The sequence below is a fragment of the Flavobacterium soyae genome, assembly GCF_021245985.1.
GTDB lineage: Bacteria > Bacteroidota > Bacteroidia > Flavobacteriales > Flavobacteriaceae > Flavobacterium > Flavobacterium soyae.
The window spans coordinates 148,485-170,712 of sequence record NZ_JAJQXA010000012.1; the positions used below are offsets into that span (position 1 = coordinate 148,485).

At 33.3% G+C, this 22,228-nt stretch carries 16 protein-coding genes; 8 read left to right on the top strand and 8 right to left on the bottom strand.

The window, feature by feature from the left end:
* Positions 1-8: 8 nt before the first annotated feature.
* The 8 genes from LUU93_RS16020 to dnaK form a co-directional block, all read right to left on the bottom strand.
* On the bottom strand, positions 9-1,463 hold the full coding sequence (locus tag LUU93_RS16020; protein ID WP_232682185.1) for a RagB/SusD family nutrient uptake outer membrane protein: 1,455 nt from the start codon (positions 1,461-1,463) through the stop codon (positions 9-11).
* Positions 1,464-1,467: 4 nt separating this feature from the next.
* Complete coding sequence (locus LUU93_RS16025) at positions 1,468-4,488, bottom strand: SusC/RagA family TonB-linked outer membrane protein (protein ID WP_232682186.1); 3,021 nt, start codon at positions 4,486-4,488, stop codon at positions 1,468-1,470.
* 244 nt (positions 4,489-4,732) lie between these two features.
* Entirely contained in the window at positions 4,733-7,477 is a 2,745-nt protein-coding gene (locus tag LUU93_RS16030; protein WP_232682187.1) for a helix-turn-helix and ligand-binding sensor domain-containing protein, read from the bottom strand.
* A gap of 102 nt (positions 7,478-7,579) precedes the next feature.
* On the bottom strand, positions 7,580-8,236 hold the full coding sequence (locus LUU93_RS16035) for a hypothetical protein (protein WP_073482278.1): 657 nt from the start codon (positions 8,234-8,236) through the stop codon (positions 7,580-7,582).
* An 8-nt stretch (positions 8,237-8,244) separates the two neighbouring features.
* Positions 8,245-9,429 carry an acetate/propionate family kinase gene (locus LUU93_RS16040; RefSeq protein WP_232682188.1) on the bottom strand — a complete coding sequence of 395 codons (1,185 nt, stop codon included), beginning with the start codon at positions 9,427-9,429 and terminating at the stop codon, positions 8,245-8,247.
* Between the two features lie 221 nt (positions 9,430-9,650).
* Positions 9,651-11,744, bottom strand: a complete 2,094-nt coding sequence (pta, locus tag LUU93_RS16045) for a phosphate acetyltransferase (RefSeq protein ID WP_232682189.1) — start codon at positions 11,742-11,744, stop codon at positions 9,651-9,653.
* Positions 11,745-11,795: 51 nt separating this feature from the next.
* The gene (gene corA, locus LUU93_RS16050) at positions 11,796-12,866 is read right to left on the bottom strand and encodes a magnesium/cobalt transporter CorA (RefSeq protein WP_232682190.1); all 1,071 of its coding nucleotides are present in this window, start codon (positions 12,864-12,866) and stop codon (positions 11,796-11,798) included.
* 203 nt (positions 12,867-13,069) lie between these two features.
* Positions 13,070-14,953 (bottom strand): molecular chaperone DnaK, encoded by a 1,884-nt coding sequence (gene dnaK / locus LUU93_RS16055; protein ID WP_232682191.1) that lies wholly within the window; start codon positions 14,951-14,953, stop codon positions 13,070-13,072.
* Positions 14,954-15,259: 306 nt separating this feature from the next.
* Between dnaK and LUU93_RS16060 the strand changes: the two genes are divergently transcribed.
* From LUU93_RS16060 to LUU93_RS16095, 8 genes are all read left to right on the top strand, one after another.
* Positions 15,260-16,537: a Na+/H+ antiporter gene (locus LUU93_RS16060; RefSeq protein WP_232682192.1), complete on the top strand. Its 1,278-nt coding sequence runs from the start codon at positions 15,260-15,262 to the stop codon at positions 16,535-16,537.
* Between the two features lie 86 nt (positions 16,538-16,623).
* Positions 16,624-17,643 carry a saccharopine dehydrogenase family protein gene (locus LUU93_RS16065; RefSeq protein WP_232682193.1) on the top strand — a complete coding sequence of 340 codons (1,020 nt, stop codon included), beginning with the start codon at positions 16,624-16,626 and terminating at the stop codon, positions 17,641-17,643.
* Positions 17,644-17,791: 148 nt separating this feature from the next.
* A complete protein-coding gene (locus LUU93_RS16070) occupies positions 17,792-18,244 on the top strand; it encodes a carboxymuconolactone decarboxylase family protein (protein ID WP_232682194.1) in 453 nt (150 codons plus the stop codon).
* A gap of 47 nt (positions 18,245-18,291) precedes the next feature.
* Entirely contained in the window at positions 18,292-18,639 is a 348-nt protein-coding gene (locus LUU93_RS16075; protein WP_232682195.1) for a YciI family protein, read from the top strand.
* Between the two features lie 48 nt (positions 18,640-18,687).
* A complete protein-coding gene (locus LUU93_RS16080; protein WP_232682196.1) occupies positions 18,688-19,920 on the top strand; it encodes an RNA polymerase sigma factor in 1,233 nt (410 codons plus the stop codon).
* Positions 19,921-20,046: 126 nt separating this feature from the next.
* Positions 20,047-20,484 carry an acyl-CoA thioesterase gene (locus tag LUU93_RS16085; RefSeq protein WP_053473514.1) on the top strand — a complete coding sequence of 146 codons (438 nt, stop codon included), beginning with the start codon at positions 20,047-20,049 and terminating at the stop codon, positions 20,482-20,484.
* A gap of 131 nt (positions 20,485-20,615) precedes the next feature.
* The gene (locus tag LUU93_RS16090; RefSeq protein ID WP_232682197.1) at positions 20,616-21,452 is read left to right on the top strand and encodes a mechanosensitive ion channel family protein; all 837 of its coding nucleotides are present in this window, start codon (positions 20,616-20,618) and stop codon (positions 21,450-21,452) included.
* 230 nt (positions 21,453-21,682) lie between these two features.
* Positions 21,683-22,072: a DUF1398 domain-containing protein gene (locus LUU93_RS16095; protein WP_232682198.1), complete on the top strand. Its 390-nt coding sequence runs from the start codon at positions 21,683-21,685 to the stop codon at positions 22,070-22,072.
* Positions 22,073-22,228: the final 156 nt, after the last annotated feature.

Sequence of the window (22,228 nt, forward strand, 5' to 3'; positions counted from 1 at the left end):
TTTAAGAATTAATAACCAGGATTTTGAGCTGATAAACCATTTGCCTGTTTGATGAATGACGCCGGGATAGGAAATAATTCGTTTTTACCCTCAGTAAAAGTTTTTCCATCTACTGCAAAAGCAGCTTTAGCCTGACCTGTACGTACTAAATCAAAAAATCTGTCGTGCTCAAAAGCCATTTCTACTCTTCTTTCTTTCCAAATTGCAATTCTAACATCTGCTTGAGAAACTGCCGGAGTATTTCCTAAACCTGCTCTGTTTCTAATTTGGTTTAATAATGGAATAGCGTCTGAAGTTTGTCCTAGTTCATTTAATGCTTCTGCTTTCATTAATAAAACTTCGGCATATCTTAGGTATTTAATGTCAACATCTGTTTCCCAAGCACTAGTGTATAATGATGAGTAAGCTTTGTAGTTGTATCTTTCATTTTCAACTGTTGTTGGAATAAGTCTTCCATCATATAAAGTTTGTCCTCTAAAAATGATAGTTGCAGCTTTTCTAACGTCACCAGCCTCGTATGCGTTTACTAAACTTTGAGATGGTGTATTAAACCCCCAGCCCCAGCCGCCAGTACCACGAGCACCTTGCGTGTTAGAATACCCTTCGATTCCTTTAGCAGGAACAGCTCCTTGTGCATAAATTTCGAAGATAGATTCTGAATCAAATTTTCCTGATGCTCTGTACATTGACGCATAATCGCTAACAATTGAGTAACCTGTAACTTTGTTAGCATTATCAATTACTTGCTGCCATTTCTTTTGATATAAACTTACTTTTGCTAATAATGCATAAGCAGCACCCTTTGAAGCTCTTGATTTTTCATTAGCTCCATAAGCTCCTTTTTCAGGTAATGCAGCAATTGCATCATTTAAATCTGCTTCGATAAAAGCATATACTTCTGCAGGTGTTTTACGAGTTAACTGCATTATTCTGTCTGAGTCTGAACCCGGAACCGGTAAATGATCTACAATTGGTACTCCACCATAACATTTTACCAAAGTAAAATACATAAAAGCTCTTAAAAACTTAGCCTCACCTGCTAATCTGTTTCTTAAGGCAGCATCTACTTTATCTAATTTTGGAAGTATATTTAAGGCCTGATTACATCTGTTTATTCCATCATAATTGGCTATAAAAGTACTTTCTGCAGAAGGATTAGAAGCATTATAAGTCAAAGCATCCAATACATCTTTATCTGTTCCTGTATCTCCGGCAGAAGATCCTTTATCAGCATCATCAGATGTAATACTTGATAACCCGATCCAGCCGAATGAAGTCATATCCCAATTTAGAAACTTATTATAAATTGCTGTCACGAACTGAGCTGCTCCTGCATCGTTATTAAATAACTCTACATCGCTTGTAGAAATAGATTCTGTTTGATCTACATCTAAATAATCGTCTGCACATGCTGTAAAAAAGAATGCTGATAATACAAACGCTGCTATATATATCTTTTTCATAATATTAAAATTTTAAATTAGCACCAAGTACAAATGATCTTAAAGTTGGGTAAGCATCAAGCTCAACACCTTGAGTTCCATAAGGATTTCCATCTCCGTTTAATTCTGGAGTGAACCCTGAGAATTTTTGTGTAATAAATGGATTAATCGCATTTAAATAAATTCTGCATGCACTTATGAAACTACCTTCCTGCAATGGTAATTTGTATCCTAGTGTAATATTGTTGATTCTAAAAAAGTCCCCTGATTCTAAGTAATAAGTAGAAGCCACCGGCACCTGATTAAAAGGTGCAGGATTTGAAGCTGTTACATTATTTGCTGTCCAGAAATCAGTAGCAATTGAGTTTTCGATGTTTTCTCCGTAAAAACGCTGTGCTTTTTTCCCGTTGTATACTTTTGCACCAGCGGTACCATAACCATCAACAGAAAAATCAAAGTTTTTGTAATTGAATCCTAAAGAAACTCCGTAATTAGATTTTGGTAAACTTGAACCAACATATTTTTTGTCGGCTGTAGCACTCAAAGCATCCTGAGTTACTTTATCTCCTGCAGCATTGTAGTATAACATTTTTCCTGTTGCAGAATCAAAACCAGCGTACTCATAGATATAAAAACTTCCTAATGGCTGACCTATAGTAGTGTTATCAAGTAATTTGGTATCCTGACCATTTCCTAATCCACCTCCAATAACCGGAGATAAAATAACATTTTTTAAACCAGTAAGCTCATTTTTATTGTTAGAGAAGTTACCCCCAACATAGTAGCTGAAATTTTCGCCTATTTTATCATCCCAGCGTAAAGAGATTTCAAAACCTTTGTTAGACACTTCTCCAACGTGTGCCGGTGATGCAGAAGTAATTCCTGATGTCATATAAGGCTTTGTATTCAAAATTACGTTGTCTGTATTTTTATCATACACGTCAAAAGTTCCTTTTAATCTGCTGTCTAAAAACTCAAAATCTAAACCTGCAGAAGATTCCTCAGTAACTTCCCAAGACAAACTTGGGTCAATTTGTGAGTTAATTGTAGTTCCTTCATTTAAAATAGAACCTCCTAAATAGGCATTCAGACCTGAAGTATAACCCTGACTGTTAAGCGGTACATTTTGATTTCCTAATTTACCCCAGCTTCCTCTTAATTTTAATAAGTTAAGTCCTTTAACATCAGCCATGAAATTTTCTTTGGTAATGATCCATCCTGCTCCAAAAGCCGGGAATGTTCCCCAACGATAATCTTTAGCAAAATTTGAAGATCCATCACGTCTAACTGTTCCTGTCAATAAATATCTATCCATCAATTTGTACTGGAAACGACCTAAGTAAGATGCTAATTTAGTTTCGTTAAAAACCTCATCTTTATAACTTGTTACATTTGTCGCATATTCAACATCTTTTAAAGACCAATAATTAGCATCAGCATTTACATTCTTTCTTTTAATGGTCAATTTTTCTCTTGATCCTTTAACATAGGTTTCAATACCAGCAGTCACTTCGACATCGTGGATTTCGTTAAATACTTTATTATATGTTAAGTAGTTAGATAAACTCCAGTTATAGTATTGTTCTCTTCCTTTTGTTAATAAATTGATATTAGCAGTTGGAAACTCTGTTCTATAATCCGTTGACGTTTTATTAGGATTTGCAGCTAACCAAATGTTTTCTGTATCATCATAATTATATTGTTTCCAAGTATAATATTCACCATTAAATTGTGAAGTAAATTTTAAAGATTTAAAAATTTCATAATCTAATTTTAAACCTCCTTGTAAAGTAATACTTCGTTGTTGTTCATCAAAGAAATCAAGTTGAGCAACCGGATTTCCAACATTATTAATTGAGTTTCCAGTTTCACTTGCAAAACCATCATCTCCAACACGAGCCACTCCATATTTGCCATCTGCAAAATATACAGGAACTACAGGTGATTGTTTGTAAGCATTTGTAAAAGCTGATAATGGCTGTGGAGCTGATTTAGTTGATGTTAAACTAAAATTTTGAGTTAAAGTTAGTTTCTTAGAAATTTTATATTCATTATTATTTCTAAAAGTAGTACGGCCATAATCTAAACCGTTTAATATCCCTTTTTCTTCATAATTTCCTAAACTGAAAAAGTATTTAATGTTTTCTGTAGCTCCAGAAACAGATATGTTATTTTGAGTATAACTTCCTGTTCTTGTAATCTCGTCAAACCAATCTGTATTAACAGGCTGGTCCTGAGAATATGTAGTAGATTGTAAAGCCGAATTGGTATAGTATGCATATTTATTACTACCCGCCATTTTTACTTTTTTAAGCGGAGTTCTTACACCACCAAAGCTTTCAATTTCAACAGAGACTTTATCTCCTTTACCTTTTTTAGTAGTAATAATGATTACTCCATTTGCAGCTCTTGTACCATAAATAGCTAAGGCAGAAGCATCTTTTAAAATGTCATATGAAGTAATATCATTTGTATTGATATTGTTGATATTTTCTGTTGCCATACCATCTACAATATACAAAGGTGTTCTTCCTCCTAAAGCTGTACCTAAACCTCTAATTACTACAGAAGGAGTACTTCCTGGTACATCAGAAGAAGTTACTTGTACACCTGCCGCTTTACCCTGAATAGCCTGAGATGCATTTAGAACTTTTGTTTTTGCTACATCTTCTCCTTTTAGTGAAGAAATTGCTGTAGTATTGTCAATCTTTTTTCTGGTACCGTACCCAATTACAACAACTTCTTTTAAGGCAGTATCAGCTGCTTCTTTTAAAGTGATTGTCATTGGTGTGGCAGCTGCCGGTACAGAAACTGAGTCAAAACCTAACATAGAGACTTTTAAAATGTCTCCGGGTTTTGCATTGATGGTAAAGTTTCCGTCGAAATCTGCATCAGCAGTTGCTCTGGCATCAGATGAAGCAATTACCGCTCCGGGAATTCCCATTCCGCTGCTGTCAACTACTTTTCCTTTAATTGCTTGTACCTGCCCAGACATATACGCTGGCAGTAATAAGAGCGCTAAAAAGCTAAAAATAAAATTTTTCATACAGTTTGTAATCGTTTAAGTTAGTAGAGCCAAATTAAGCAATTACAACGTTGTAGTACATCAAAAACCACTACAGCATAGCCACATCATTGTGTTAAAACACAAGCGTATCCTAATGATTATCAGTATCATAAATGTTAAATTAATTTCATTAACATAACCTTATGATGTAGTAATGATGTATTGGAATTATGTAAATTTTGATGTGAAAAAATATAAATTCTATAAAAAACAAACTCAAATCTTACAGAGTTAATAAAAACTTTGACAGGTTTTCGTCCTGAGTCAGATTTAATTTCTTTCTTAGACGATATCTGTGCAGTTCTACACCTCTAAAAGAGATGTTCATCATAGGTGCAATTTCCTTAGAAGAAAGGTTCATTTTAAGATAAACACACAGTTTTATATCTTTTGGGGTTAAGTGCGGATATTTTTTAGACAGATTTATGATAAACTCATTATGAATTTGATTCAAGTTTGTCTCGAATATTTCCCATTCGTGCTTATTTACTTCATTTATCTTGATTGCTTTTTTTATCTCGCTTTTAAGTTTGTTAAAATCTTTTTCAGAATCTAAAATGCTTTGGATATTGTCAATCATTTCGCTTTGCTTAGCAATTGATAAAGATTTTCCGGCAACCTCAGAAGATTTTGTCAGCAGTTCCAGTTCTAAAATATGTTTTTCATATTCCTGAATATTTAATTCGTTTTCCTTTTTTAATTCCATTTCAAGAATTTCACGCTGGTGCTTTAATTCTTCGGCCTGTAATTTTAATTTTTGAGTGTAACGAAGTTTATTCCATTTATAATAGAAAAATAAAACCGCTGCTATTATTAACAGGTAAAGTAATATCATCCAAAAGGAGAAATACCACGGCTGTGCCACTCTAAAATCAAAACTGGAAACTTTATCGTAATTGGCTCCGTCATGTTTAAAAATTGCAATTGAATGCGAACCGCTGCTTAAATTATTTAAAACTATTGCTCCATTTGAAATTGGGATATAATTTTTGCCTTTATTAATTTGATAAAACAAATTTGGTTTGCTTGCACCATAAATTCCGGAAATAACATTTATTCGAAGTTCTGTATTGTGTTTTATTTTTCCGTCGTTATCAAGCAGTTCATTATCATTGTAAGCTTCAACTTTAACGCCTTTGTTTTGTTTGTTTTCATATCCTAACTGAAGCGAAATAAATCCATCATCAAGATTCAGTAAATAATGATTCTGGCTTCTAAAAATTCTCAGGTTTTCGTTAATCAGCTTTCCTTTATAATATTTCTCCTGAATGATGTTCCAGACAAACTTATTATCGTGCGAATATATATGGTATAGAATTCCATCCTGAAGAACCATAAAATGATCCTTATCGATTGCTACAACGTCAGAGATGTTTTTGAAATTGGTGTTGAATAATTCATTTTCTTCTAATTTATTTGAAATAGAATTAAATGTGTACCAAACATTATTAATCAGAAAAAGGATTTCATTTCTAAATTCAAAAATCTTGACACCAAAATCATTTTTGATTTTGCTTTGCTGGGTGATATTTTCAACTTTTACAGTTTTAAAATTATCATCGAGAAAAACCCGATATAATCCGCGATAATTGTCAGCTGCCCAAATTTCATTTTTTTTGTTTTGGGCTACATATTTAATGGGTTTCGAAAGATCATTTATCCTCAGATTCTGTGTTAGTTTTGATGCATTATCATAAACTAAAACTCCGCTGTATGTAGACTGAAAGTAGGTATCGTTAATAGTACTTTTTGATAAATTCCATCCTCCGCTCACATTATTTATTTTTTCTAAAGCTCCATTTTCATAGCAAAAAGTTCCGTCGTTATGACCTATAACATATTTATTGCCAATTTTAGTAATATTCCAGCCCTGTCCTTGTGTATTGGGAAGCATTTTAAAATTACCCGAATCAAATTCAAAAATTCCGTGATTTGAAGCAATTAGATAACCTTTATCAATAGTAGCAACCGAATATACTGATCCCAGAATTCCGGAATTATCATAAAAGAATGAAATAGGAGAATTGACCTCAACATGAGCAAGTCCGTTATCCAGGCCCAGCCATAAATCTTCTTCTTTATCAAAACCAATACTTAAAACCGAATTGTTCATTAAAACATTATTCCGGTCGATATTTTTAAAAGTATTGGTATTAAAATCATATATAAAAACCCCTTTATTTCCGGTTCCGACAACTAATTTGTTGTTTTTAATAAACTTGGCTACATTAATTCCATTTGATTTTAATGTTTCATTTAATGGATTATTCCAAGGTTTTAAACCATTATTTTCAGCAATAAAAATCCCTTTTTTTTGTGTAAAAATATAAGTCCTGCCCTTGTATGTTTCGATCGCATGAACAACAGTGTTTTTTAAAACATCCCAGTTTTTTGGGGTTGCAATTTTGGAACCTTTCATTTTAAAAAGGCCTTTATCAACCGAAGCGACATACAAATTATTATCAACTACAAAACAGTAGGATATTAAAAAAGGAAATTTAATTTTTTGAATGCGTTTTCCATCGTAAATAAAAACGTCATTGAAAGACTGAAAATATAATGAGCCATTAAACCTGAAAATTTTCCAGATTTCTTCATTGTCTTTTTCATCAAATAAGCGAAGATTTTTGGTAATTGAAACGTAGCGCATTTTACCATTTTCTCTATACCAATATCCAAATTCTTTATAAGAACCGGAATAAATTCGATCTCCCTCAATTAAAATAGAACGAATGATAGTTTTATTTGGCAGAGAATATTTTTCCCAGATAACGCCGTCATAACGCAATAAATAATGGTTATTGGCAAAATACATAGCTTTATCTATACCCTGAGCCACATTCCAGATTTGGTTATCGCCCTGATAGTCTGATTTATTATAATTTTCTACGAAAGGAAGTAGTTCTTGTGCTTGAATTTGAAAAGCAGCGAAAAACAAGAAAATTGATTTTAAAAGTATCGATTTCAAGATATTCGGTTTTATATTCAAAGATACTGACAAATATTCATTTTTTAAATGCAAAAAAAAGCTTCTGGATTGAGAAGCTTTTTTTTTGTATTTTCGATAAAATTATTTTTTCAACCTGAATAACACCGATTTAGGGGAGTAATTAATAATAAATCCTTTTTCTAAAGATTTTTTCACTTGTTCTAAATATTCTTCATTGAGAGTTTTTCTATCTTTAAATTCCATCAATTCAGTTTCAGTTTTTAATTCAGTTTCATTTCTAATTTCAAACATATCCCATTCAGAATAATCTTTTGGATTAATTAAACAAGAAACTGTCTGTGGTCGAATACTATTTACAAACTCATCAAAATTACAAATCCCATTTTCTAATTTATAATTCAACCAGTCTTTATCTGCAATATCAGAAACATGAAAAACATGCACTGTATTTTTTATCTTATTTAATAGTACAATTTCCGTAAAATTGTATAAATGACCTACTTGAAGAAAATGATCTGAAATTTCAGATCTAAACTCTTTTTCAAAAACATCTAATTCTTCTGATGAGTTTAAAAAACTAAATGGCTTTTCAAATTCATCATCGTCACCATCGATAATTAAATTTGCTGGGATAGAAAGTAGATTATCTCCAAAAATTTTATATGTATAAATTTCTCTAAAATTTTCAGGAAACAACAAACGGATTTTTATGTCTAATTGAGAATATTCAGAATAATCTTCCAGTTGTTTTTCAAGCTCAAATAGTTTATTCTCCATCTTAAATCTTAATTATTTAGCAACTGAAAAACCTGATTTGCAATTTCATATTCTTCATCAGTTGGCACAACCAGAACTTTAGTTTTTGAATCTACTGTACTAATTTCTCTTATTTCTTTTGACCGAATTTGATTTTTTTCCTGATCAATTTCAATTCCAAAATAATCCATATCAGTACAAATTAATTTACGCATGTACGAAGAATTTTCACCAATCCCTGCGGTAAAAATGATAGCATCTAATCCGTTTAAAGCTGCTGTATATGAACCTATAGTTTTTCTAATTCTGTAGGCATTTATTAATAAGGCTAATTGACAATCTTTATTTCCTTCTTCGGCTTTTGCTTCGATATCGCGAAGATCACTATAACCTGTTAAACCAAGCATTCCACTTTGTTTCAGCAAAATAGAATTTACTTCATCTGGTGTATAGCCTAAATTTTTAACCATATAAAAAATAACCGATTGATCGATATCACCGGCACGAGTTCCCATAACCAAACCATTTGCCGGAGAAAACCCCATTGTTGTATCGATACTTTTTCCATCTTTTACAGCGGTCATACTGCAGCCGTTTCCTAAATGGATTGTAATTATTCTCGAAACTTTTTCTAAATAACCAATGGCTTTTTCTGAAACATATTTATGACTTGTTCCATGAAAACCATATACACGAACTTTATGTTCTGTTAAAAGGAAATTTGGAATAGCATACTTATAAGCCTCTACCGGAATTGTCTGGTGGAAAGCAGTATCAAAAACTGCTACTTGTTTTGCTCCCGAAAAAATTTCTTCGGCAACATTTATCCCTACTAAATGAGCAGGATTATGAAGTGGAGCCAGTTCTGAAAGTTCTTTTATTTTCTCTTTAACTTCTTCAGTAATTATAGTTGTATTTGAGAAATAACTTCCGCCATGCACTACTCTATGACCAACTGCAGTAATTTCTGAAGTTGTTTTTATAACTCCTTTTTCAGCATCTAAAAGCATATCGGCAACCTTTTGCAAACCAATTTTATGGGTATGAACAGGCAGTATTTCTTCATAGGAATTTGAAGCTGTTTTAAAAGTAATATTTGATGTTTCTAAACCAATTCTATCGATCATACCCGTACAAATTACTTCATTTTCCGGCATAACCATCAATTGGTATTTTATGGATGAACTTCCTGAGTTTATAATTAGTATTTTCATTTTTTATGTTTTTGCCACAAAGGCGCTAAGTCACTAAGTTTATTTTAATCTCGAAGACATTTTTTTTGCCGAGATTGGCACGCGGATGACGCGGATTTACTTCGTAAAGACACGGATTAAAACGGGTTTTTATTCTATCAAAAATAAAATCCGTGTAAATCTGCGTTTTCGCGGTAGCGAATCAGTCTAATCCGCGTTCTATTTTTTAATTTTTAATTGATTTATAATCCCTGTGCCTGTATTGCCGTAATTACAACCGTATTGATAATATCATCGACTGTACAGCCTCGGCTTAAATCGTTTACAGGTTTGTTTAAACCTTGTAACATTGGACCAATTGCTAAAGCCCCTGTTTCTCTTTGAACTGCTTTATAGGTATTATTTCCGGTATTTAAATCAGGGAAAATAAGTACGCTCGCCTGCCCTGCTACTTCAGAATCCGGCATTTTGCTTTTTCCAACTTCGCGGTCAACAGCAGCATCGTATTGAATTGGTCCTTCAATTTTTAAGTCAGGACGTTTTTGTTTTACGATTTCGGTTGCCGTTCTTACTTTATCAACCTCATCTCCTTTTCCAGAAGCACCGGAAGAGTAAGAAAGCATGGCAATTTTTGGCTCAATTCCGAAGGCAGAACTTGATTCTGCAGATGAAATTGCAATTTCTGCCAATTGCTCTGCCGTTGGGTTTGGATTAATGGCACAATCACCAAAAACAGAAACCCTGTCTTCTAAACACATAAAAAATACAGATGAAACAACCGATGAATTTGGTTTAGTTTTAATGAATTGAAGTGCTGGTAAAATAGTATGCTGCGTTGTATGCGCCGCACCCGAAACCATTCCGTCAGCATGACCTTTGTACACCATCATAGTTCCAAAATACGAAACGTCTTCCATTAAATCCCTTGCCATTGTAATGCTTACATTTTTAGCTTTTCTAAGTTCGTAATACGTATTGGCATAATCTTCATAAAGTTCAGATTCTTTTGGATTAATGATATTTATCTTCGAAAAATCAAATGCAATTCCAAGTTCTAACACTTTACTTTCAATTTGTTTTTTGTCTCCGATAATTGAAATATCGACTACATCCATCGCTAAAAGCCTTGAAGCTGCAATAATAATTCTATCATCATTTCCTTCAGGCAGAACGATATGTTTACGGTGCTGTCTGGCTCTTTTAACCATGTTGTATTGAAACATTTTTGGCGTCATGCCTTCTGCTTCAAAAGTGATTAATCTTTCAGATAAAGCGTCGTTATCAACGTATTTCTCAAATGTAGTTATTGAAGTTTCAATCTTGTGCGTATTGTTAGCGTAGATTTTAGATTTAATAGACCCAATTCTGTTTGTAATGTGATAAGTTCCACCGTCAACTGCAATAATTGGAACAATGGCAGAAAGTCCTTCAATCAGCTTTAAAATACTTTCCTCCGGAACTATATTTCCCGTTAGAATTATTCCTGAAATGGTTGGATAATTTATTGATTCATTTGCCTGTAATGCGCCCAGAATAATATCAGATCGATCTCCGGGTGTAATTACAAGTGCGTTATTGTGTAAGTGAACCAAATAGTTATGCAATTGCATGGCTCCCACGCTAAAATGCCCAATCTCATTATTAAGATAATTTTCTCCAAACAAAACTTTTGCATCAAGTTCGTTTACAATTTCCTGCATTGTTGGATTGTTCAAACTTGAAACTAGCGGAATTGTATTTACTAAAACATTTGAAGGAAGACTTTTTTGAAGGCTTTTTGTAACTAATTCAATATTTTCGGGTTGTACTTTATTGGCAAAAACAGATAAAACTTCAACCTCTTTTACTTTGAAAGAATCATAAACTAAATACAAACTATCAACCAGCTCTTCCAGCGTTTTTCCAATCCCTGAACCAATAATTATGGTTGGAATTCCGAGGTTTTTTGCAATTAAAACATTCAAATCTAATTCGATAGAGGTCCCTTCACCCGTAAAACTCGTTCCTTCAACTAAAACAAAATCAAAACGTTCTTCAAGTTTTTTATATTTCTCGATAATTAAATCCAGAACCTCTCCTATTTTTCCTTTGTTTTTCTTTTTAATAAGTTTGCTTTTTGTAATGGCATATGCATCTTCAAAATGAATATCAAGGTTAAAATAAGACAAAACTGTTTCGATATGATTATCAACCTCTCCATCTATAAAATCTTCGATTATAGGCCTGAAATAACCCACTTTAGCCGTTTTACCAATCAAAATGCTCATTAAGCCGAGTGTAATTATCGACTTCCCGCTGTTTTGATCACTTGTGGCTATATATACCGCTTTACTCATAATTTATATTTTGAAACTAAACATCTGTATTTGAATTATATTTTAATACTGCTAAAACCAACGTCTTTTTTTGAAATAGACAATTAGAGCAACAACTAAGAAAAACATTGCCATCATAACGCTGTGATAACCATATTTAAATTTAAGCTCGGGCATATTTTCAAAATTCATTCCATAAACCCCAACTATAAAAGTAAGCGGAATAAATATGGCCGAAATAATGGTCAGCGTTTTCATAATCTCATTCATTTTTCGGCTTTGCTCTGAAAAATAAAAGTTTGAAGCACTTTCTAATGAACTCATATCAGATTCGATTTGCTCTAAAAGTTCTAAACTTTTTTGATGCAGTCGAATGAAAAAGTTAAATGTATCTTTTTGAATTAAACTATTTGTTTCGTCATCTTTAATCGTTTTAAAATAGTACAAAGAATCCCGAAGCGGTATTATAGAACGTTTTAAAAAATTAAAGTTATCTCTGTGGTTTTCAATTTTTTCCAGAATAACAGGATCAGCTCCTTTTTTGGTTAAATTAATCAGCTCTTCTATCTTTTCCTCTTCATCTTCGATCGTAATGTAGAAATTTTCGATTACAGAATCTAACAATAAATAGAGCAGATAATCTACTTTTTTATTTCGTATAATCCCTGTATGTGTACGCAGACGTTCACGGATATGTGTAAAAAAATCACTTCTCTTTTCCTGAAATGAAATCAAAACCCCATCTTTCAAAATAAAACTAAGCTGTTCAACACTAATATTATCTGAATATCCCGAAGGCAAAAGTGATTTTATACTAAAAAATAAAATATCCTGCTGCTCTTCTAATTTGGTCCTTTTAGTCGTATTTAATATATCCGCCAGCAGAAAATCATCCAATTTAAAATGTGCACCAATAGTTTTAATAAGATTAATATCGTTTAATCCGTGAATGTTGAGCCAATTATTTTTGTTGTAATTAAAACAAGAATTTAATGCCAGAACAGTAAACTTTTCATATTCAACAATATCAGCATCGTCATATACAAAAAGCTGCATTTCTGATTTATGATCTTTATGAGAGCCTGTGTACTCTAAACTAGTATGTTGTAATTTACGTCCCTTTTTGTATTTGATCTTTCTCATTCAAAAAAATTTACAATAGTAATATTACGAAAAAGAATCTGAATGGGAAATGACAATTATCATTTTGTAAAAAACCTTGTAAATAGACGCACTGCAGTGCGTCTCTACATTAAATAACAGACATAAAAAAAACCGAGTCATTTCTGACCCGGTTTTCATATTCAATTGTAGAGACGCACCGCAGTGCGTCTTTACGTAGTAAATTATTTTACTTCTTCGAATTCAACATCTTCAACATTGTCTCCAGACTGCTCTTGTTGTGGAGCAGCTTGCTGACCTTGGTCACCACCTTGAGCGTACATTGCTTCTGTAGCTGTTTTCCAAGCTGCATTTACATTGTCTAATCCTTTTTGGATTGCATCAAGATCTTGAGATTGGTGAGCCATTCTCAATTCAGTTAAAGCATATTCGATAGCTGTTTTGTGCTCATCTGTAAGTTTATCTCCCAATTCTTTCAATTGACTTTCAGTTTGGAAAATAGTACTATCAGCTTCGTTCAATTTCTCAGCTCTTTCTCTTGCAATTCTGTCTGCATCAGCGTTAGCTTCAGCATCTTTTTTCATTTTTTCGATTTCTTCAGCTGTTAATCCAGAAGAAGCTTCGATACGGATATCGTGAGATTTTCCAGTTCCTTTATCAGTTGCAGAAACTTTGATGATACCATTAGCATCGATATCGAAAGTTACTTCGATTTGAGGAACTCCTCTTGGTGCTGGCGGGATACCATCTAAGTGGAAACGACCAATAGTTTTGTTATCAACTGCCATAGCTCTTTCTCCTTGTAATACGTGGATTTCAACAGATGGTTGAGAATCAGCAGCAGTAGAGAATACTTGAGATTTTTTAGTTGGAATAGTTGTGTTAGACTCGATTAATTTAGTCAATACACCACCCATAGTTTCGATACCTAAAGAAAGAGGCGTTACGTCAAGTAACAATACATCTTTTACATCTCCAGATAAAACTCCACCTTGAATAGCAGCTCCAATAGCAACAACCTCATCAGGGTTAACACCTTTAGAAGCTTTTTTACCGAAGAATTTTTCAACTTCGTCAGCGATTCTTGGCATACGGGTAGAACCTCCTACAAGGATTACTTCGTCGATATCAGATGTAGATAAACCTGCATCTTTTAATGCTTTAGCAACTGGCTCCATAGAACGTTTAACTAATGAATCAGTTAATTGCTCAAATTTAGCTCTAGATAATTTTTTTACTAAGTGTTTTGGTCCTGAAGCAGTAGCCGTTACATATGGTAAGTTGATTTCAGTTTCTGAAGAAGAAGACAATTCAATTTTTGCTTTCTCTGCAGCTTCTTTCAAACGCTGCAATGACATTGGGTCAAGACGTAAGTCAATACCTTCTTCAGCTAAAAATTCATTAGCTAACCAGTCAATAATTTCGTGGTCAAAATCATCACCACCTAAGTGAGTATCACCATTTGTAGATAATACTTCAAATACACCGTCTCCTAATTCAAGAACAGAGATATCAAAAGTACCTCCACCTAAATCGTAAACAGCAATTTTTTGATCAGTTCCTTTTTTATCTAATCCGTAAGCAAGTGCAGCAGCAGTTGGCTCATTGATGATACGCATAACTTTAAGACCAGCAATTTCACCAGCTTCTTTAGTAGCCTGACGTTGTGCATCGTTAAAGTAAGCAGGAACAGTAATAACTGCTTCAGTTACAGTTTGACCTAAATAGTCTTCAGCAGTTTTTTTCATTTTTTGAAGTGTCATTGCTGACAATTCCTGAGCAGTATATAAACGACCATCAATATCCACACGCGGTGTATTGTTGTCACCTTTTACAACTGAATAAGAAACTCTTTTTGCTTCGCCTGTAGTCTCAGCAAAAGTATGTCCCATAAAACGTTTAATAGAAGCAATCGTTTTTGTAGGATTCGTTACTGCTTGTCTTTTTGCAGGATCACCCACTTTAATTTCGCCACCTTCAACAAAAGCGATGATAGATGGAGTTGTTCTTTTTCCTTCTGCATTAGGGATAACAACTGCTTCGTTACCTTCCATTACAGAAACACAAGAGTTCGTCGTACCTAAGTCAATTCCGATTATTTTACCCATTTTTTATATATTTAATTTTGATTTAATTTTCATAACTCACGTGGCATAAGTCAATCTTTGTGCCAAGATAAAAAACCAAAGTAAATTGTCAGTTTTAATATTGGCACGACAATAATCATCTGACAACATGACATTTTTCAAGACTGACATACATGGCATAACACTATTTTACATGTCATTTTTAGGAACTTATTCCCAATAGCAGCGGCATCTGTTTCCTAAAAGATGTTTTTATATTTCCAAAATCAGAATAATTTTCAATTAAATATTGAATTAAGTACATTAGCGTTATTCTAAATCCAAAAAATGGAAAATTACAGCATCATTATATTTATACTTGCCATTGTTATAGGATTATCTGCCTTTGCTGATAAAGCAAAACTTCCCTACCCTATTCTGCTTGTAATTGTTGGAATTGCGATTGGTTTTATACCAACCATGACCGAAATCCAGATTAATCCCGAAATTATCTTTTTAATTTTTCTGCCGCCCTTATTATATGATGCTTCGTTTAATATTTCTCCAAAGGATTTCAAAACCAATCTAAACACAATCAGCACGCTGGCAATAACCCTGGTTTTTCTTACTACCTTTTGGATTGCCGTAGTGGCTCATTATATGATCCCGAATATAACCTGGCCGCTGGCATTTGTACTTGGCGCCATACTTTCTGCAACCGATGCCGTTGCTGCTGTAAGCATTACCAAAGGTCTCGGAATATCTCATAAAACCATTACGATTCTTGAAGGCGAAAGTCTAATAAACGATGCTTCGGCACTTGTTGCCTATCGTTTTGCCGTTGCTGCCGTAATGGGATCTGCCTTCATTATCTGGAAAGCAGCACTGCAATTTATTTTTTTATTGGGAGGCGGTTTTCTTGTAGGGATAGTTATTGCAAAAATTTTAGCCTTTATATTGAGTAAAGTACATAAAAATACCAATGTCACCATTAGTTTTATGCTTTTGATGCCTTTTGTAGCCTACTTAGTGGCAGAACAATTTCATGTTTCAGGAGTAATTGCAGTAGTAGTTTCTGGACTGGCAATTGCCCGTTTCAGTAAAAAAATATTCCCCGAAAACTTAAAAAACAGCTCCCGAAGCCTTTGGGATATTATCATCTTTCTATTAAACGGATTAATTTTTATTTTAATTGGTCTTAATTTTAGATATATCTTAAAAGATATTGATAACCACATGATTTTGCCTTATATCGGTTATGCTTTTATCATTACAATTGTGGCTTTACTAATTAGAATGGTTAGAATATTTCTTCAAAAAATAAATCTTCAAAAAGCCTTTAAAAAAAATCGAGGAGGAAAAAGAAAAGTCAGTGAAGATGCCCTTTTAGATTTTAACAATAGTATTATTTTAGGCTGGTCAGGAATGCGTGGTATTGTATCTCTTGCGATTGCGATTGGACTTCCAAAATTCCTTGAAGACGGCAGCCCGTTTCCTGAAAGAAATACTGTCATTTTTATTTCTGTAGCCGTTGTACTTTTTACTCTTATTGGGCAGGGACTTACGCTTCCGTGGATCGTTAAAAAATTAAATACTAATAGTGAAAAAGAACATAACGTAAATTAAAATTTAAAACAAAAATAAAATACCGCTTAAAAATACAATACTATTTTACTTACATTAGCTTCATTAACTTTAACATAAAACTGCTAATGAAAAAAAGTATTGCAATTTACGGCGCTTACGGACACACTGGAAAATTCATCACAGCCGAACTTTACCAGCAAGGTTATACATTGGTTCTTTCCGGAAGAGATGAAGAAAAATTACTGTCTTTAAAACAAAAATACCCTGAATCAACAATAAAAACTGCCAATATTAATGACGAAAAAACATTAGATAATGCTTTTTCCGGAGCAGATATAATTATAAACTGTGCCGGTCCATTTTTAGATACTGCAGAACCTATAATTCAATCAGCTCTAAGATTAGGCATTCATTATATTGATTTGAGTGCCGAACAAAAAGCAGTTTTAGATGTATTTGAAAATTTTTCTGAAAAAGCCAAAGGCAAAATTTTAATAATTCCTGCCGTTGCATTCTATGGCGGATTAGGCGATTTATTAAGCACGGCAATAACTCACGATTGGGACAAAATTGACGAAATAAACATTTATATTGGTCTTGATTCATGGCATCCCACAAAAGGAACCAGATTAACTGGCGACAGAAATCATTATACCAGATTAACATTAAAAAACAATCGCTTACAAGAGCTGGAACCAAGTTCTCCAATAGAATGGAATTTTAAAAACCCAATTGGAATTAAAGAAGTTGTAAGCCTGCCTCTTTCTGAAATTATTACCATTTCACGCCATTTAAATGTAAACACAATCAATACTTATCTAAGTCTAAACTCTTTAAACGATCTTCGAAATAAAGATACCCCGGAACCGGAACCTACTGACGAAAAGAACAGATCCTCGCAGCATTTCTCTTTAGAAGTTGTCGCTTTAAAAGATAATCTCAAAAGAACAATTACAGCACAAGGACAAGATATTTATGCCGTGACTTCTCCTTTAGTTGTAGAAACAGTAAACAGAATATTATCTGGCAAAATAGCAAAAACTGGTGTTACTGTTATCGGGGAAATTTTTGATGCAAATGATTTTTTAAAGTCTTTAAATGAAGATGACATAACAATTTCTGTTGCAGAAGAATCTCATTTATAATTTTTATTTAAAAAAACATATCTGTAAAGCCCAACAAACACTAGGATTTTATAATTATTTCAAAAATTATTTCAAAAAAAATAAAATATTTTGTCCAATTCCGAAAGTTCGATTGTTATTAGAGTATAACATTAAAACTTTATACAAAATGGAAACAAGAATTAACATTCACGCAAAAGGACAAGACGCTTTAAAAACACTTTACGGAATTGGCGGCTATTTAAAAAAATCAGCTGTAGAATTAGCTCTTTTAGAATTAGTTTACTTTAGAGTTTCACAAATAAACAGCTGCGCTTATTGCCTGGATATGCATTATAAAGATGCACGTCATAAAGGTGAAACTGAACAGCGTTTATACGGGCTAAGTGCATGGCGTGAAGCTCCTTATTACACAAATCGCGAAAGAGCTGCCTTTGCCTGGGCCGAAGCCGTAACTAAATGTGATGTTCCTGATTCAGTTTACAAAGAAGCCGTAAGCGAATTTTCAGAGCAGGAATTAATTGATTTAACTTTAGCTGTTACAACAATTAATATGTACAACAGAATTAACCTTGCTTTCCCTAACGAACCGGGAACTTACAAAGTGGGGCAATTTGGTTAATAAAAATAATTATCACATAGAATTGATGACATTAAAAAAACAATAACATGAACGAGTTTGTATTAATATTTCGAAGAGATTATGTTACTAAAGAAACACAGCCTTCTCCGCAGGAATTACAGGATTCACTTAAACTCTGGCAGGATTGGCTGGGCGGAATTGCCGCTCAGGATAAACTGGCAAAACCATTACAGCGCTGGGATGGCGAAGGCAAAATTGTAAAATCTAACAAAAGCGTAATCAATGGCCCGTATGCCGAAATTAAAGAAGCAATTGGCGGTTTGATTATGATAAAAGCTGCAGATTATGACGAAGCCGTGAGTATTGCAAATGGATGTCCGATTTTAGAATTGGGCGGAAATGTTGAAATTAGAATGGCCGTTACCGGAATATAATAATCTTAAAAAATAACTTCTTATTCTTTTAAAAAGGAATTTTATAAAATGGAAGAAAGTCAGCTTTTACCCAATTTATTTAGAACAGAGTACCGAAAAATAGTTTCGGTACTCTGTTATTTATTTGGGATTGAAAATATCGAAATCGCCGAAGATATTACCAGCGATACATTTCTCGCTGCAACCGAATTATGGAGCGTAAAAGGAATTCCGGAAAATCCAACTGCATGGCTATATACCGTTGCAAAAAACAAAACAAAAAATTACTTAAAACGAGATACACTCTTCGAACAAAAAATCGCTGTCGAAGTAAAACACAATGCCAGTAAAGCTGAAGAAATTGAAATTGACTTATCCAATAAAAACATTTTCGACAGCCAGCTTGCCATGATTTTTACAGTTTGTAATCCTGTAAATTCTGCCGAAGCGCAAATTGCATTGGCACTAAATCTATTATGCGGATTTGGAATTCAGGAAATTGCAGACGGATTTTTAACCAATAAAGAAGTCATTTACAAAAGAATTAACCGCGCTAAAGAAAAACTGAAAGAAGCCAATGTAAAAATTGAACAGCCCAGCAGTTCAGAAATAAATAACAGGCTCGAAAATGTCTTAACAACGCTTTATTTACTGTTTTCAGAAGGTTATTATTCAACTTCTCAAAACACTATTTTACGAAAAGACGTTTGTGCCGAAGCCATGCGATTGACTTTCTTATTAATCGAAAATCCCGCAACAAACCTGCCGCCCGTAAATGCATTGCTTTCATTAATGTGTTTTCATTCTTCAAGATTTGATGCAAGAACAAACAGTGATGGAGAAACGATATTATATCAAAACCAGGATGAAACACTCTGGAACCAGGAACTTATCGAAAAAGGCACTTATTTTCTGGGTAAAGCTTCAACCGGAAACACACTTACGAAATACCATCTCGAAGCCGGAATCGCCTATTGGCATACTCAAAAAGAAGATTCTAAAGAGAAATGGGAAAATATATTACAGCTTTACAACCAATTATTAATTCTCGAATATTCGCCCATTGCAGCACTCAACCGCACATTTGCTTTAGCCAAAACAAACGGAAAACAAACCGCCATTACCGAAGCTGAAAAACTAAACCTAAGCGAAAATCATTTTTATTATTCTTTATTAGGAAACTTATATACAGATATTGACAATAAAAAAGCGCTTGAACATTTTGAAAAAGCTTTGCAGCTTGCCAGTTCCGTTTCTGATAAAAACATCATCAAACAAAACATCGATATGCTCAAAATATAGTTTAATCTCAATTTTACTTTGTCAGTCCCATTCACTTTTTATTTGTAATTTAGATTTTTTAAAAATGTATGTTCAAAAAACAATATTAGAACAGCTTTAAAATATTATTAAAATACAAATACAAAAATGGCTTCATTTATTAAGGAAATCTCTTTTCGCTGGTCAGATCTTGACCCAAATTTTCACGTTCGTCATAGTGCTTATTACGATTTTGGTGCGCAGCATCGTATAGAAATTCTCGAAGAACTCGGCTTGACTTTAAGAGTAATGCAAACGCAGGGTTTTGGTCCCGTTTTATTTAGGGAAGAATGTGTTTTTAGAAAAGAATTAAAACTTTCAGACAAAATATTTATTCATACCAAAACATCAAAAATGAAAGCCGATGCTTCGCGCTGGTCCATCATTCACGAATTTAGACGTGAAGATGATACACTTTGCGCAACCATTACGGTCGACGGAGCCTGGATGGACACTAAACTTAGAAAACTGGCTTCTCCAACACCCGAAATTGCAATTCAGGCATTAAGCATTTTCCCAAAAAGTGATGATTTTGTTGGACTGTAAAACAAAAAACATAACAGACTCTATTGCCAAAATAATCGTAATACAAAATCAGGATATAAATCTGAAAAAAGTAAATAAAAATTGGCCGATAGAATCTGTTATATCACATTAATTTAAAAAATCTCAAAGCTATGATCGATTACATAAAAGACTTTAGAATTGGATTTTTTGTCGCCATAATATTAATTACCACAATAATATTGGGTGCTGTAACAGACAAAATACTCCGCTATTTTTTATATCGAAAATTGAGTGATAAAGAATACGATGCAACCGGATTTAAGTTTCTAAAACATTTAATTATAACCGTAATTTATATTCTGGGGATTGCTTTTGCCTTAATTCAAATTCCCGAATTTAAAATAATAGGACATTCCTTTTTAGCCGGCGCAGGTGTCATTTCGATAGTCGCAGGTTTAGCTTCACAGCAGGCTTTGAGCAATATTGTCAGCGGAATATTTCTGGTGATTTTTAAACCTTTCAGAATCAATGACAAAATCACGATCAATAATTTTGTTGGCACAGTTGAGGATATCAATTTGAGGCAAGTTGTTTTAAAAGATGCCGAAAACAACAGAATCATAATTCCCAACTCCGTAATCAGCAATCAGATTATTGTTAATACCAATATGCACGATACCAAATGCTGTAAAATAGTTGAAATAGGAATTGGTTATGAATCTAATGTCGAAAAAGCATTAGAAATAATGCAGGATGAAATCGCAAAACATCCGCTTTTTATTGATACAAGAACCGCCGAAAATAAAAAACAAAAAACACCTTTGGTCGTGGCAAGAGTTGTGGCTCTCGCAGATTCCAGCGTAACATTAAAAGCATGGGCATGGGCAAAAAACTCTACAGACGGTTTTGTAATGTATTGCGATTTATTACAAAGTATCAAGAAACGTTTTGACGAAGCTGAAATTGACATTCCTTATCCGCAAAGAGTTGTAACGCTTAAAAAGTAGTTTAAAACAGACGCAGCTTCTTTTTTCTGATAATTTTATGAGTATAACTTTAGTTTTTCAAAATGTATTGCGGTAAATTTAATCTTTCGATCAATCTATAAAACCATTAATCGTATTTTTGAAACAATATTTTTTTTGTTTGCCACGAATTTTCAGGAATGAATTTTTCAGCATTACGTAAATAAAAATCAGTGTAATTCGTGGCAAACCTTAACTTAAAACTAAATAATATGTTTACAATCGATCAAATCAAAGAAGCACATGCTAAAGTTAAAAGCGGTGCCGATTTTCCAAATTATATACAAGACTTAATTATTCTGGGTGTAAAAGGTTATGATACATTTGTGAATGACGGACACGTTGAATATTACGGTGTAAACAATTACACTGTAACTTCTGATGAAAAATACAATCCTATTTTAGTAGCTGTAACGGTTAACAAAGAACTTTTTATAGAGTTTTTAGTAAAACACCAGCATGGAGAAACAGACTATCTTACTTTTTGCCGCCATGCCGGTCAATGCGGAATTGCAAAATGGAGAGTTGACATTATCGAAATGACCTGTACTTATTTTGACAGCGCAGAAAATGAAATTTTAATTGAAAAAATCCCTGATTAATTTAGCAAAATTTAATCCAATTTATTCACTAACCAAAAAAGATATTTTACTGCTGCTTTTTTTATTAGTTTTTCAGGTTTTTCTCAGCATAAAAAAGAAAAAACAAAGTTTAAAGTAATTGCTTTTTACACAGCAAAAAACGATCAGGCGCATATA

Bases quoted from the DNA above. Each gene is read 5' to 3' on its own strand.
- LUU93_RS16095 (WP_232682198.1), top strand. From the start codon at position 21,683: ATGTTTACAATCGATCAAATCAAAGAAGCACATGCTAAAGTTAAAAGC.
- LUU93_RS16040 (WP_232682188.1), bottom strand. From the start codon at position 9,429: ATGAAAATACTAATTATAAACTCAGGAAGTTCATCCATAAAATACCAA.
- LUU93_RS16090 (WP_232682197.1), top strand. From the start codon at position 20,616: ATGATCGATTACATAAAAGACTTTAGAATTGGATTTTTTGTCGCCATA.
- LUU93_RS16070 (WP_232682194.1), top strand. From the start codon at position 17,792: ATGGAAACAAGAATTAACATTCACGCAAAAGGACAAGACGCTTTAAAA.
- LUU93_RS16025 (WP_232682186.1), bottom strand. From the start codon at position 4,488: ATGAAAAATTTTATTTTTAGCTTTTTAGCGCTCTTATTACTGCCAGCG.
- dnaK (WP_232682191.1), bottom strand. From the start codon at position 14,953: ATGGGTAAAATAATCGGAATTGACTTAGGTACGACGAACTCTTGTGTT.
- LUU93_RS16035 (WP_073482278.1), bottom strand. From the start codon at position 8,236: ATGGAGAATAAACTATTTGAGCTTGAAAAACAACTGGAAGATTATTCT.
- LUU93_RS16065 (WP_232682193.1), top strand. From the start codon at position 16,624: ATGAAAAAAAGTATTGCAATTTACGGCGCTTACGGACACACTGGAAAA.
- LUU93_RS16060 (WP_232682192.1), top strand. From the start codon at position 15,260: ATGGAAAATTACAGCATCATTATATTTATACTTGCCATTGTTATAGGA.
- LUU93_RS16080 (WP_232682196.1), top strand. From the start codon at position 18,688: ATGGAAGAAAGTCAGCTTTTACCCAATTTATTTAGAACAGAGTACCGA.
- corA (WP_232682190.1), bottom strand. From the start codon at position 12,866: ATGAGAAAGATCAAATACAAAAAGGGACGTAAATTACAACATACTAGT.
- LUU93_RS16020 (WP_232682185.1), bottom strand. From the start codon at position 1,463: ATGAAAAAGATATATATAGCAGCGTTTGTATTATCAGCATTCTTTTTT.
- LUU93_RS16075 (WP_232682195.1), top strand. From the start codon at position 18,292: ATGAACGAGTTTGTATTAATATTTCGAAGAGATTATGTTACTAAAGAA.
- pta (WP_232682189.1), bottom strand. From the start codon at position 11,744: ATGAGTAAAGCGGTATATATAGCCACAAGTGATCAAAACAGCGGGAAG.
- LUU93_RS16085 (WP_053473514.1), top strand. From the start codon at position 20,047: ATGGCTTCATTTATTAAGGAAATCTCTTTTCGCTGGTCAGATCTTGAC.